This is a genomic window from Pseudomonas sp. 22515, from assembly GCF_052044625.1.
Taxonomy (GTDB): domain Bacteria; phylum Pseudomonadota; class Gammaproteobacteria; order Pseudomonadales; family Pseudomonadaceae; genus Aquipseudomonas; species Aquipseudomonas alloputida.
The window spans coordinates 197,994-211,275 of the sequence record NZ_JBQENN010000004.1 but is presented as its reverse complement, the minus strand read 5'-3'; the positions used below and the strand labels follow the sequence as shown (position 1 = coordinate 211,275).

The window sequence follows — 13,282 nt, the reverse complement described above, 5'->3', positions numbered from 1 at the left end:
TCCTTATTGTTGTGGTTGTCGGGTCAGGGGTAGCTACACGTCACTTCGGGCTTGTCATAGCCCAGGCTGTCCATTTCGTTGAAGGGATGCAGGAAGCCCTCCTGCGGCGAGGTGCTGACCAGGGCGCGGGGCTGAACCAACGGGATCGGCTGGCGCAGTTCGCCGTTCCACGGGCGGTAACTGAGCTTGCGCCCCTTGAAGCCGTCCAGCGGCAACTGCTCGCTGAGCAGCAGTTGCTGCAGCGCGCGCGGTTCGGCCAGGCGCAGCTTGCTGGCTGCACTGGCGACACTGCGCACAGCCATCCAGGCGGCGAAGTCACGGTCATTCATCCAGCGCCCGGCCTGGGCCTCGAAGCGTTTTTGCAACTGCGCCGCCCCGAAGGTTTCCACCGTCTTATGCCAACCCGTGGGGGTCAGGCCCTGGGTACCGGCCACCGGGCGTGGATACCACGTCTGGTAGGGCAGGTACTCGCCGAAGTCACCGCGCTCGTCGGCCACCAGTACCACGTCGTATTCGGCAGTCTGGGTGAACAGCGGCATGTCGGCCTGGGCGCTGCGGCGCTGGTCGTTATCGAAGGTCCAGGTTTTTTCCGCGACCAGTTGCACGCCAAAACGTTTCACCGACCGGCGCAGGGCAGCGGCGTAAGCCTGGTCGTCCGGGGTCTGGCCGACCACCAGCAATGCCCGTTGCCATTTGCGCAGTACCAGGAACTGCGCCAAGGCATCGGCCAGCATGGCCCGGCTCGGCAGGCTGTGCAGGACATTGCCCAGGCACTGGCTGCTGCGCAGGCTGTCGTCGGGGCTGCCGGCGTTGAACAGCAGGCTGTCGGGCAGGGCGGTAGACAGCGCGCGCAGGCTGGCGGCCGGGGCATTTACCACGAACAGGCGCAGGCCTTGTTCATGCTGGGCCCTGGCGGCTTGCAGCAGGGCCTCGGGGCTGTCGACATTGGCGCTGGTCAGCTGAAATTGCTGCTTCAGGAAGCGCCCGGTGCTGTTGCTGTCGACAATGGCCAGTTCGGCACCTTGGAGCCCGGCATCGCCGGGTTCGGGGATGACATTGGACAGCAGCGGGCCAGCGGCGGGGCGATAGCCCAGGTAGCCGATGCGTATGTGCAGCGGGGCTGCGGCCTGGCCCTGAGCGGCGGGCGCCAGAGGCGTAGCCAGCGTTGCGGCCAAGGCCAGCAGGCAGGTCAAGGCAAGGTGGGCAGGCTGGCGCATAACACACTCCACGGCAGATGGCGCCAGCATAGGAAGCCCGCCGGGAGGGGGAAATATGCAGAAAGTAGCGCTCGGCCGGTACCAAGGTAGTAATTCAGTGCGGGGGCCGCAGTTTTACGATGGTCCACAACGGCCTGAGGAGAACCGCTTGTGCGCCTTGTCAACTTGTCGGCCCTGTGGCGAGTCAACCTCTGGGTCACGTTATGCTTCGCCTTGGTGACGCTGGCTTGTGCCGGGGTGCTGTTGCACCAGGCGGTGGCCGACGTCGAGCGTGAGTTGCAGTCAGCCGAAGCCGTGGTGGCATACCTGGGCGACACCGCCGAACGTGACCCGGCAAACCTGCAGCCCGGCTTGACCAAGAGCCTGCGCCATGTGCGGGTGCACTGGCTGGCAGCGGGTGAGGTGCCAAGGCTGCCGCAAGAGGCCGGTATGGATGCCTGGCTTGGCCGCCAGTTGTTCGGCGAGCGCTACCACAGCAGCCGGCTGCTGGACTTGAGTGATGGCCGCCGCGTGTTGATTGCCGTGGATGCGCGGGATGAAATCGATGAAGTCTGGGACTCCCTGCAACAACTGCTTGGCGTTTGTGGCCTGGCGTTGTTGCTGAGCCTGTTGACCATCCGCTGGGCGGTACGGCGGGCCATGGGCCTGCTGGATGAGCTGCAGGGCGCCTTGCACCAGGTCTCAGGCGGGCAATTGACGGCACGCCTGCGCGAAGCCGGCCTGCCGGAAGCGCGCCAGCTGGCCAAACACTTCAACCGCATGGCCGCAGCTCTGGAGCAGGCCCAGGCCGACAATGCCCACCTGACCCAGGCCCTGCTGGCGGTGCAGGAGCAGGAGCGTACCCAGCTGGCGCAGACCCTGCACGATGATCTGGGGCAATACCTGGCAGGCATGCGAGCCCAGCTATGCCTGCTGCGTATGGTGGCCGAACAGCCTGAAGTGGTGACGCAGACGGCGCAGGCCCTTGAATTCAATTGCGAGCGCCTGCAGCAGGGTTTTCGCGCGCTGGTGCACAACCTGTATCCGGTGGCGCTGCACTACATGCCGTTGGCCGAGGCCTTCGGGCTGTTGGTGAGCCAGTGGCAGGCCAGCCAGGGCATCGAATGCCGGCTGCGGGTTGGCGAGCACTTGCCGGCGCTGCCTGGGGCGAGCCGAACGCATTTGTACCGCTTGCTGCAGGAGGCGTTGACCAACGTCGCCCGGCATGCCGGTGCCAGCCAGGTGCGGGTGCGCCTGCAGCGCAGTACCAAGGGCTTGCGCCTGTTCATTCGCGACAACGGCTGCGGCGGGTGCCAGCCCCAGCGCCCAGGGGTAGGCCTGCACTCGATGGCCGAGCGCGCCCGCAGCCTTGGGGGGGAGTTACGCATTTTCAGCCGCCCGGGCGGTGGCTGGGCGCTGGCCCTTAACATTCCCGAGGAGGTGCGATGAATATCGTGTTGGTCGATGACCACGCCGTGGTCCGCCAAGGCTACGCCAGCTTGCTGCGGGCGGTGCTGCCATTGGTGCAGGTGCGTGAGGCCGCCAGTGGTGAAGAGGCGCTGGCCAGGGTACAGGAGCAGGTGCCCAACCTGGTGATCATGGACTTTGGCCTGCCCGGTATCAGTGGCCTGGAAACCACCCGGCGCCTGCGCCAGCGCCTGCCGCAATTGCGGGTGCTGTTTTTCAGCATGCACGATGAGCTGCCGCTGGTGCGCCAGGCGCTGGATGCGGGTGCCTCGGGCTACCTGACCAAGAACTCGGCGCCCGAGGTGCTGATCGAGGCGGTGCAGCGGGTGTTGGCCGGGCATGCCTACATCGAGCAGCCCCTGGCCACCCAGCTGGCTTGCCTGTCACAGCAAAGTACCAGTGACCCGCGGTTGCAGCGCATGACCCAGCGCGAACTGGAGATATTCACGATGCTGGCCAAGGGTACCCCGGCGCGGGTGATTGCCGAGCAGTTGTGTATCAGTGCCAAGACTGTGTCCAACCACCTGACCTTGCTCAAGAGCAAGTTGCAGGTCAGCTCACATGCCGAGCTGGTGCATCTGGGGATTGATCTGGGGGTGGTGCGGGTGGCGGGGTGAGGTATTTCATTGCACCTGTTGGGGCTGCGTCGCAGCCCACCGCGCACAACGGAATGTGTTCAACCACCGATGCGTGTCCACCACCGATCTGTGTGTTGGAACGGGTTTACCCGCGAATACGGTAGCGGCAGCAACAGTGAACGGCGGGTGGAAATTGGCCAGCAGGGCCGGCCCTTTCGCGGGTGAACCCGCGCCTACAGGCCGCTCATTTGTCCCAGGTTTCAGGGCACCCCTTGCACCCCTCCATGTTGGCCTCCTGAAAATTCCCGTAATGCTGCCGCGCCCCGCGCAAATCGGCGTGTGCCAGGTTGCTCTGGCCAAACTTGGCCTCCTGCAGGTTGGCATCGCCCAGGTTGGCCGCTTGCAGGTCGGCCTTGCTCAACCAGGCCATCTCCAGGTCCGCCGCCTGCAAGTTGGCCTGCTGCAGCTTTGCCCCGGACAGCCTGGCGAACTGCAGGTAGGCTGCGCGCAGGTCCGCCTTTTCAAACTGTGCACCCTGGGCGAACAAGCCCCAGCCTTGAATGGCCACCAGCCTGCTGTTGCTCAGGTCAGCCAGGCGCAGATTGCTCTGTTGCAGGCTGGCGCGGGTCAGGTTGGCACCTTGCAGGCGGGCTTTTTCCAGATTTGCCAGGTCCAGTTGGGCATGACGCAGGTCGGCATCGCGCAGGTCGGCACCGGCCAGGTTCATCTTGCGCAGGTCCTGGTTGGCCAGGTTGGCGCCGCGCAGGTTGGCCCCCGGGCACTGGCTGGCTTCGGCAATCACACAGCCGTTGATGGTCAAGGGGGTATCGTTGCCAGTGTCGTCGGCGCTCACTGCCAAGGCAGGGGATAGCGCCAGCAGCAAGGTAAAGGGCAGGTAATTCATGGCAAAAGCCTCTGGGCAGGAGAAGGTCAGAAACGGGGAGGGGCGCAGGCCGCTCCCCGCTGCAGGTCAACGCTGTGCAGTCTTGTTGTCCCAACTCGGGATCTTGAACACCCAGAACGAACCACCCTGAGCCACCGGTTTGGTCAGCTCGGCCATGTCGCCGCCCCACAGCGGTACTGCACCGCCGTAGCCCACGGTCACGCCGATGTACTGCTCGCCGTCCTGCTCCCAGGTGATGGGCGGCGAGACGATGCCGCTGCCGGTCTGGAACTTCCACAGCTCTTTGCCCGTCTTGGCGTCGAAGGCCTTGAAGAAACCGTCGCCCGTGCCGGTGAATACCAGGTTGCCCTTGGTCGCCAACACGCCGGCCCATAACGGCAGGTGTTCCTTGTGTTCCCAGACCAGCTTGCCGGTGGTCGGGTCCATGGCGCGCAACGTGCCGACGTGGTCGTCGTACATGCGCTTGATACGGAAGCCCATGCCCAGATAAGCCGAGCCCTTCTTGTAGTTCACTTCCTCGGTCCAGTATTCCTCTTTCCACTGGTTGCCGGGGATGTAGAACAGCCCGGTGTCCTGGCTGTAGGCCATGGGGTTCCAGTTCTTGCCACCCAGGAACGGTGGCGAGACTTCCACCGGCTTGCCCTTGGTTTCACCCGGCAGCGGCTTGGCCGGGCGTTGGCCGGGGTTTTCCACCGGGCGGCCGGTCTTCAGGTCGATATGGCTGGCCCAGGTGATGTTGTCGACGAAGGGGAATGCGTTCTGCAGCTTGCCGTTGTTGCGGTCGACCACATAGAAGAAGCCGTTGCGGTCGGCGTGGGCGGTGGCCTTGACCACGTTGCCGTTCTTGTCTTTGTAGTCGAACAGCACCAGCTCGTTGTTGCCGGAGAAGTCCCAGGCATCGTTGGGGGTGTGCTGGTAGAACCACTTGACCTCGCCGGTACTCGGGTCGACGCCGACCTGGCCGGAGGTGTACAGGCTGTCGAAGTCATGCGGGTTGCCGTCCTTCGACGTGCGCGCCCAGGTATTCCAAGGGCCGGGGTTGCCAGCGCCGACAATGATGGTGTTGGTTTCGGGGTCGAAGCTCGCGCTTTGCCAAGGGGCACCGCCGCCGTGGCTCCAGGCTTCGACTTTGCCGGTTTCGGTGGTAGGGTCGTCTGGCCAGGACGGCGCCTTGACGTCACCGGTCGGGGTGCTGTCCTTGCCGTTCAGGCGGCCCATGTGGCCCTCCACGAAGGGCCGCATCCACACTTCTTCACCGGTGTCCGGGTCGCGTGCGAACAGCTGGCCGACCACGCCGAATTCATCGCCGGAGCTGCCGTGGATCAGCAGCACCTTGCCGCTGGTCTTGTCCTTGATCAGCACTGGCGCACCGGTCATGGTGTAGCCGGCGCTGTGGTCGCCGAACTTCTTGTTCCACACCACTTTGCCGGTGCGCTTGTCGAGGGCGATGACACGCGCATCGAGGGTGCCAAAGTAGATCTTGTCGCCGTAGATCGCCGCCCCGCGGTTGACCACGTCGCAGCAGGGACGAATGTTGTCGGGCAGGCGGTGGTTGTAGGTCCACAGGCGTTTGCCGGTCTTGGCATCGAGGGCGAATACCCGTGAGTACGAACCGGTGACGTAGACCACGCCATCGCTGACGATGGCCTGGGATTCCTGGCCGCGCTGCTTCTCGTCGCCGAAGGAGTAGGACCAGGCCGGGGTCAGCTTGAACACGTTCTTGTCATTGACCTGGGCCAGCGGGCTCCAGCGCTGGGCATTGGTGCCCATGCCGTACTGCAGCACGTCCTGGGTGGTCAGGTGGTCATTGGCGATGTCTTCCCAGGTGACGTTCTTGCCGGCAGGTGCAGCGGGTGTGCTGGCCGCTGTTGCCACATTGCCCAGGGCCAGGCTACCGGCTATCAGCAGGACGCGCACGCTCAGGGCCAGAGGGGAAAGGGCGGGTAGCGATCTTATTGTCATGGTTGCAGTTCCCAGTGGAGGTTTTGGCCTGCACAGGGTGGGGCGCCGCGGCCATCGCGGGATACGGAAAAAGTCCCGCCCTTGCCGGGAATAGTTCCCGCACGGCACCTCAATTGGCCCTTCGCCACAAGCCCTACTACCAAGGGATTAAGGCCCGGCCACCAAAGCAGCATTCGGCCGCCCGCGGGCTGTTTCTAAGATGGCGGCACGGCCTCTGTGGTTGAGGCTTTGTGTGCAATGGTGAGGGCATAACAATGACAACAAAATGCAATGTGTTGCTGGCTGCTGGGTTGCTGGCCGCAGCCGTGCTGACCGGTACAGCCTGGGCCCATGGCAACGTGGTGCCCCAGGCAGTGGAGACCAAGGGCCTGACCCCGATCAAGGACACTGGCGCGAGCCTGGACGGTGACGGCTGGGCCGCGGTCAACCCGTACCGCAGCTCGCCCGAGCACGACAAGGCCGTGGAAATCGGCGCCTCGGCCTATAACCAGAACTGCGCTGCCTGTCATGGCTTGGAGGCCAAGTCGGGTGGTATCGCCCCTGACTTGCGCATGCTCGATGCGGGTGATGCCGGCGATGAATGGTTCGTCGAGCGAGTACGCCACGGCGCGGTTCGCGACGGCCGCGTGTACATGCCGAAGATGGCCGATTACCTCAGCCAGGAAGCCCTTTGGGCGGTGCGCACCTACCTGGACAGCGTGCACGTCGAGGAGTGACGGCCATGCGTCTGTGGGCGGTGCTGTTGAGTGGCCTGCTGCTGTGTTGCGCGGCGGCCCAGGCGCAGGTGCGCAACTATGACGCGATCATCGCCGCCGGCGAGCTCAAGGTGGCGGTGTACAAGGATTTCGCCCCCTACAGTTTTCAGGACCACGGCCAGCCGCGTGGTGTCGATGTGGAGCTGGCGCAGGCCCTGGCCACGGCCTTGGGGGTACGCCTGCAACTGATCTGGGCGCCACCCGGAGAAAAGCTCGACGATGACCTGCGCGACTACATCTGGCGTGGCAGCCCGCTGCGTCATCAGCAATTGGCCGACCTGATGATGCGGGTGCCTTACGATCGCGCCTACGCGCAACGGCGCAACGAGCTGGGGGAGCTGGAAAACGCCCAGGTGGTGATGTTCGGCCCCTATCAGCAGGAGCGTTGGCAGGTGGCCTACGATCGCCGTCGCCTGGCCTCGGTGGCCAGTGTCGCGGTATTCCAGCAGCATCCTATCGGGGTCGAGGTGGACAGCGTGCCGTCGTTCTACCTGACATCGGTGTTCAACGGCATGCTCAGCGCCAGGACCCACCATTACCCCAGCGTGCAGCAAGCTTTCGCTGCCATGCAGGCCGGCCAGGTGGACGCAGTGATGGCGATGCGCGGCGAGGTTGACTGGCAGCTGCACCAGGCCGCCGACCCGCAACTGGCCTTGGCAGAAAACGCCTACCCGAACCTTGGCAAACAGGCCTGGGAAATCGGCATGGCTGTGCATGAAAGCAACCGGCAGTTGGCTTATGCCGTGGAGGAGGCCATGGAAGCGATGATTCGCGATGGCCGGCTCAAGGCGATGTATGCCGCCTACGGCCTGCGTTACGAGGTCCCGGAGATGTATCAATAGGAGTGGCCATGAACTGGCGAGCAACTTTCCTGCTGGCCTGCTGGATGCCCTGGGCCGCCCAGGCTGCGACACAAGGCACCCCCACAGACCCGGTGCCTTCCGTGATGTGGGACTTCTACCACAAGCAGTTGCTGGGGCAGGCGGCGTTCGTGTTCGATGACCGTGTGAAGCTTCTGGCGCCGCCCTTTGCCGAGGATGCACGGCAGGTCCCGCTGGAGATCGACGCCCGGGCGTTCACGGGCGAGGTGGTGCGGATAATCGCCTGGGCAGAGCTGAACCCTCTGCCGCGCATCGTCGACTTTCAGCCCGGCGAGCGCGTGTTGCCCTGGTTGTCGATCCGCATCCGCATCGAACAGGCCACACCGTTGCGCGCCGCCGTACTGACACGCGATGGCCTGTGGCACGTCGGTTCGACCCTGATCGATGCTGCCGGCGGCGGTTGTACCGCACCCAGCGTGGTGCGCACCCAGCCCGGCTGGGAGGAGCACCTCGGGGAGGTGCTGGGCGGGCGCTACCCGCGTGGCGACAGCAGCCGCCTGCGCCTGCAGGTGGCCCACCCGATGGATAACGGCCTGGTCAGCGGCATTCCTGAATTCTTTCTCAACCATGCCGAGTTGCAAGGTGCAGATGGCCAGCGCTTGGCCAGCCTGGAGCTGTACCCGGCGGTCAGCGAAAACCCCAACCTGGGCTTTGACATCCAGGGCCCTGGGCCAACACGGCTGCTGTTGCAGGACAACAGCGGCAACCAGTTCGAGGCGGCGCTGCCCTGAGCGCGTTGTCTGATTTCACCCTGACCCGAGGCACCGTCATGCGTTGGATCCTGCTGTTGCTGCTGTGCCTGGGGCTGCCGGCCCAGGCTGATCTGGCGTACCGGCTCACCCCCCGGCAGATCGCCGAGGGCACCTGGTTGCTGGAAGGCAGCACCGACAATTTCGCCAAGGCCAATGGCGGCAATGTGGTCAACACCGCGTTCATCGTCACCGACAGCGGTGTGGTGGTGATCGACAGCGGGCCGTCGAAGGGCTATGGCGAGGCATTGCGCAAGGCCATTGCCACCCTCACCGACAAGCCGGTAGTGGAGGTGCTGCTGACCCATCATCATCCTGACCATGTGCTGGGCAACCAAGCCTTTGCCGATGTGCCGATCGGTGCCCTGGCCGGCACCCGCGACCTGCTGCGCCAGCAAGGCGATGCCATGGCCGAGAACATGTATCGCCTGGTCGGCGACTGGATGCGCGGTACCGAGGTGGTGCTGCCGACCCGGCTGCTGCAGCCGGGCGTGCATGAGGTGGGTGGGCACCGCCTGAGGTTGCTGGGGCTGGGCGGGCATACGGGGGCCGACCTGGCGATTTTCGATGAAAAGACCGGCGTGCTGTTTGCCGGCGATCTGGTGTTCTACGAACGCGCCCTGACCACGCCCAACAGCCCGGGGCTGGACGTGTGGCTCAAGGACCTGGATACCCTGCAGGCACTGCCCTGGAAACAGCTTGTACCCGGGCATGGCCCCTTGGCCAGTGATGCGCAGCCGTTCGTGCAGATGCGTGACTACCTGGGCTGGCTCGATGGCCTGATGCGTGATGGCGCGGCGCGCGGTGACGACATGGCCGAGATGATCCGCAGCCCCATTCCCGAACGGTTTGCCGGGATCAGCCTGACGCGTTATGAGCTGATCCGCAGTGTCAGCCACCTGTACCCGCGTTACGAGCGCCAGCAGTTGCAGCGCTTGCCATGACATTTACGGTGCCTGTGAGCCCCCGCGCCGTCCGTGCCGCGCTCTATGGCTGCCCCCGTCCATCGCTCAGTCCCCTACCAAGGAACTAGAAAACTCCGCACTGCGGGCAATTGTTGGCAATCGGGTCGGGACCAAGAATTCCCGGCACACCGGGAAATTTTCCCGGGCACAACAAAAAAACCAAAGGTAGCCGTCATGACCCGATCCCCACGTCGCCCCTTGTTCGCCGTGAGCCTGGTGCTCAGCGCCATGCTGCTTGCCGGCGCGGCGCACGCCGCTGTCAGCAATGAAGAAATCCTCCAGGACCCGAAGAACCCGCAGCAGATCGTGACCAATGGCCTGGGCGTCCAGGGCCAGCGCTACAGCCCGCTGGATCTGCTCAACGTCAATAACGTCAAGGAGCTGCGCCCGGTCTGGGCGTTCTCCTTCGGCGGGGAGAAGCAGCGCGGCCAGCAGGCCCAGCCGCTGATCAAGGACGGGGTGATGTACCTGACCGGCTCCTACTCGCGGGTGTTCGCCGTGGACGCCCGCACCGGCAAGAAACTGTGGCAATACGATGCACGTCTGCCGGATGACATCCGCCCCTGCTGCGACGTGATCAACCGCGGCGTCGCACTGTACGGCAACCTGGTGTTCTTCGGCACGCTGGACGCCAAGCTGGTGGCCCTGAACAAGGACACCGGCAAGGTGGTCTGGAGCAAGAAGGTTGCCGACCACAAAGAAGGCTACTCCATCAGTGCCGCGCCGATGATCGTCAATGGCAAGCTGATTACCGGCGTTGCCGGCGGCGAGTTCGGCGTGGTGGGCAAGATCCAGGCGTACAACCCGGAGAACGGCGAGCTGCTGTGGATGCGCCCCACCGTGGAAGGGCACATGGGCTATGTGTACAAGGACGGCAAGGCGATCGAGAACGGTATTTCCGGCGGTGAGGCGGGCAAGACCTGGCCTGGCGACCTGTGGAAGACCGGCGGCGCCGCGCCGTGGCTGGGCGGTTACTACGACCCGGAAACCAACCTGATCCTGTTTGGTACCGGTAACCCGGCCCCGTGGAACTCGCACCTGCGCCCCGGTGACAACCTGTACTCCTCCTCACGCCTGGCACTGAACCCGGACGACGGCACCATCAAGTGGCACTTCCAGAGCACGCCGCATGACGGCTGGGACTTCGACGGCGTGAACGAGCTGATCTCGTTCAACTACAAGGACGGCGGCAAGGAGATCAAGGCTGCCGCTACGGCCGACCGCAACGGTTTCTTCTACGTGCTCGATCGCACCAACGGCAAGTTCATCCGTGGCTTCCCCTTCGTTGACAAGATCACCTGGGCCACGGGCCTGGACAAGGACGGCCGGCCGATCTACAACGACGCCAGCCGCCCGGGTGCCCCCGGCAGCGAGGCCAAGGGCAGCTCGGTGTTTGTCGCGCCGGCCTTCCTCGGCGCCAAGAACTGGATGCCGATGGCCTACAACAAGGACACAGGGCTGTTCTACGTGCCGTCCAACGAGTGGGGCATGGACATCTGGAACGAAGGCATCGCCTACAAGAAAGGTGCGGCGTTCCTCGGCGCCGGTTTCACCATCAAGCCGCTCAACGAAGACTACATCGGCGTGCTGCGCGCCATCGACCCGATCAGCGGCAAGGAAGTGTGGCGCCACAAGAACTACGCGCCGCTGTGGGGCGGTGTGCTGACCACCAAGGGCAACCTGGTGTTCACGGGCACGCCAGAGGGCTTCCTGCAGGCATTCAACGCCAAGACCGGCGACAAGGTCTGGGAATTCCAGACCGGCTCAGGCGTGCTTGGCTCGCCCGTCACCTGGGAAATGGACGGCGAGCAATACGTCTCGGTGGTCTCCGGCTGGGGCGGCGCGGTGCCGCTGTGGGGCGGCGAAGTGGCCAAACGGGTCAAGGACTTCAACCAGGGCGGCATGCTCTGGACCTTCAAGTTGCCCAAGCAGTTGCAGCAAACGGCAAGCGCCAAGCCATAACGCCTGCCTACTGCCGCTTGCTGCCGCTGATCGGTGGCAAGCGGCCCCAGGCTCTGACGAAAAGCCTTGATACTTGTTCATGCTGCGTTGAAAACCGCCTCGGAATGCTCATGTACTCCCGTACAGTCGGGCGCGACCCCGGCCGTTCCTCGGCTGTTTCCGCCTTGCCTGACCTGCGTCTCAAGACTTTTCGTACAGAGCCTACTACCAAATGACGAGAGCCCCGCTGCCAACGATGCATTCGCCCGGCACGCGGGGCTTCTTACCATCGGTGCATCGCCTGTCGTGGGACAGGCACCGACCCGCAGAGGCTCAGCATGATCTACGCACAACCCGGAACTCCAGGCGCCGTCGTATCCTTCAAACCCCGTTATGGCAACTTCATCGGTGGCGAGTTCGTGCAGCCGTTGGCTGGCCAGTACTTCACCAACAGCTCGCCGGTCAATGGCCAGCCGATTGCCGAATTCCCGCGCTCCACGGCCCAGGACGTCGAGCGCGCCCTGGACGCCGCGCATGCCGCCGCCGAAGCCTGGGGCAAGACCTCGGTGCAAGACCGTGCGCGGGTACTGCTCAAAATTGCCGACCGCATCGAACAGAACCTGGAAGTGCTGGCGGTTACCGAAAGCTGGGACAACGGCAAGGCCATACGCGAAACCTTGAATGCCGACGTGCCGCTGGCAGCGGACCACTTCCGCTATTTTGCCGGTTGCATCCGCGCCCAGGAGGGTGGCGTAGGCGAGATCAACGAAGGCACCGTGGCTTATCACATCCACGAGCCGCTGGGTGTGGTGGGGCAGATCATCCCGTGGAACTTCCCGCTGCTGATGGCCGCCTGGAAGCTCGCCCCGGCCTTGGCCGCTGGCAACTGCGTGGTGCTCAAGCCCGCGGAGCAGACGCCGCTGTCGATTACCGTCTTTGCCGAACTGATCGCCGACCTGTTGCCGGCAGGCGTACTGAACATCGTCCAGGGCTTTGGCCGTGAGGCCGGCGAGGCGCTGGCCACCAGCAAGCGCATTGCCAAGATCGCGTTCACCGGGTCCACCCCGGTGGGCTCGCACATCATGAAGTGCGCGGCCGAGAACATCATCCCGTCCACCGTCGAACTGGGTGGCAAGTCGCCGAACATTTTCTTCGAAGACATCATGCAGGCCGAGCCGGCGTTCATCGAGAAGGCCGCCGAAGGCCTGGTGCTGGCGTTCTTCAACCAGGGCGAGGTGTGCACCTGCCCGTCACGTGCGCTGATCCAGGAGTCGATCTACGAACCGTTCATGGCCGAGGTGATGAAGAAGATCGCCAAGATCACCCGCGGCAACCCGCTGGATACCGAAACCATGGTGGGTGCCCAGGCGTCCGAGCAACAGTACGACAAGATCCTTTCGTACCTGGAGATTGCCCGGGAGGAGGGCGCGCAGCTGCTCACCGGTGGTGGTGCCGAGCGGCTGCAGGGTGACCTGGCCAGCGGTTACTACATTCAGCCAACCCTGCTCAAGGGCAACAACAAGATGCGCGTGTTCCAGGAAGAAATCTTCGGGCCAGTGGTGGGCGTGACCACCTTCAAGGACGAAGCCGAAGCGCTGGCGATCGCCAACGACAGTGAATTCGGCCTGGGCGCCGGCCTGTGGACCCGCGACATCAACCGCGCTTACCGCATGGGCCGCGGGATCAAGGCCGGGCGAGTGTGGACCAACTGCTACCACCTGTACCCGGCGCATGCGGCGTTCGGGGGGTACAAGAAGTCCGGTGTTGGCCGTGAGACCCACAAGATGATGCTTGACCATTATCAGCAGACCAAGAACTTGCTGGTGAGCTACGACATCAATCCGCTGGGCTTCTTCTAAACCGCGTTGCGGCCTTTGCGGGCTC

At 64.3% G+C, this 13,282-nt stretch carries 11 protein-coding genes; 8 read left to right on the top strand and 3 right to left on the bottom strand.

Going from position 1 to position 13,282, the window contains the following annotated elements; genetic code table 11:
- Positions 1-23: 23 nt before the first annotated feature.
- Positions 24-1,217, bottom strand: a complete 1,194-nt coding sequence (locus tag ACTJJN_RS06595; RefSeq protein ID WP_004574207.1) for an ABC transporter substrate-binding protein — start codon at positions 1,215-1,217, stop codon at positions 24-26.
- A gap of 150 nt (positions 1,218-1,367) precedes the next feature.
- Between ACTJJN_RS06595 and ACTJJN_RS06590 the strand changes: the two genes are divergently transcribed.
- Together ACTJJN_RS06590 and ACTJJN_RS06585 are read left to right on the top strand one after the other, a co-directional pair.
- Complete coding sequence (locus ACTJJN_RS06590) at positions 1,368-2,645, top strand: histidine kinase (protein WP_440781135.1); 1,278 nt, start codon at positions 1,368-1,370, stop codon at positions 2,643-2,645.
- A complete protein-coding gene (locus ACTJJN_RS06585; RefSeq protein WP_003254098.1) occupies positions 2,642-3,280 on the top strand; it encodes a response regulator in 639 nt (212 codons plus the stop codon). Before ACTJJN_RS06590 ends, ACTJJN_RS06585 begins: the two co-directional genes overlap by 4 nt.
- A gap of 205 nt (positions 3,281-3,485) precedes the next feature.
- Here ACTJJN_RS06585 and ACTJJN_RS06580 read toward each other — a convergent pair whose 3' ends face one another.
- On the bottom strand, positions 3,486-4,145 hold the full coding sequence (locus tag ACTJJN_RS06580; RefSeq protein WP_012052784.1) for a pentapeptide repeat-containing protein: 660 nt from the start codon (positions 4,143-4,145) through the stop codon (positions 3,486-3,488).
- 66 nt (positions 4,146-4,211) lie between these two features.
- On the bottom strand, positions 4,212-6,107 hold the full coding sequence (gene exaA, locus ACTJJN_RS06575) for a quinoprotein ethanol dehydrogenase (protein ID WP_012052783.1): 1,896 nt from the start codon (positions 6,105-6,107) through the stop codon (positions 4,212-4,214).
- A gap of 254 nt (positions 6,108-6,361) precedes the next feature.
- Between exaA and pedF the strand changes: the two genes are divergently transcribed.
- The 6 genes from pedF (at position 6,362) to exaC (ending at position 13,257) form a co-directional block, all read left to right on the top strand.
- The gene (pedF, locus tag ACTJJN_RS06570; protein ID WP_017147699.1) at positions 6,362-6,823 is read left to right on the top strand and encodes a cytochrome c-550 PedF; all 462 of its coding nucleotides are present in this window, start codon (positions 6,362-6,364) and stop codon (positions 6,821-6,823) included.
- A gap of 5 nt (positions 6,824-6,828) precedes the next feature.
- On the top strand, positions 6,829-7,704 hold the full coding sequence (locus tag ACTJJN_RS06565; RefSeq protein WP_012052781.1) for a substrate-binding periplasmic protein: 876 nt from the start codon (positions 6,829-6,831) through the stop codon (positions 7,702-7,704).
- Between the two features lie 8 nt (positions 7,705-7,712).
- The gene (locus ACTJJN_RS06560; RefSeq protein ID WP_088512307.1) at positions 7,713-8,474 is read left to right on the top strand and encodes a quinoprotein dehydrogenase-associated SoxYZ-like carrier; all 762 of its coding nucleotides are present in this window, start codon (positions 7,713-7,715) and stop codon (positions 8,472-8,474) included.
- 38 nt (positions 8,475-8,512) lie between these two features.
- Entirely contained in the window at positions 8,513-9,436 is a 924-nt protein-coding gene (locus tag ACTJJN_RS06555) for a quinoprotein relay system zinc metallohydrolase 1 (RefSeq protein ID WP_003254090.1), read from the top strand.
- A 195-nt stretch (positions 9,437-9,631) separates the two neighbouring features.
- Positions 9,632-11,419 carry a PQQ-dependent alcohol dehydrogenase PedH gene (pedH, locus tag ACTJJN_RS06550; protein WP_004576475.1) on the top strand — a complete coding sequence of 596 codons (1,788 nt, stop codon included), beginning with the start codon at positions 9,632-9,634 and terminating at the stop codon, positions 11,417-11,419.
- 317 nt (positions 11,420-11,736) lie between these two features.
- Entirely contained in the window at positions 11,737-13,257 is a 1,521-nt protein-coding gene (gene exaC / locus ACTJJN_RS06545; protein WP_003254088.1) for an acetaldehyde dehydrogenase ExaC, read from the top strand.
- Positions 13,258-13,282 lie beyond the last annotated feature (25 nt).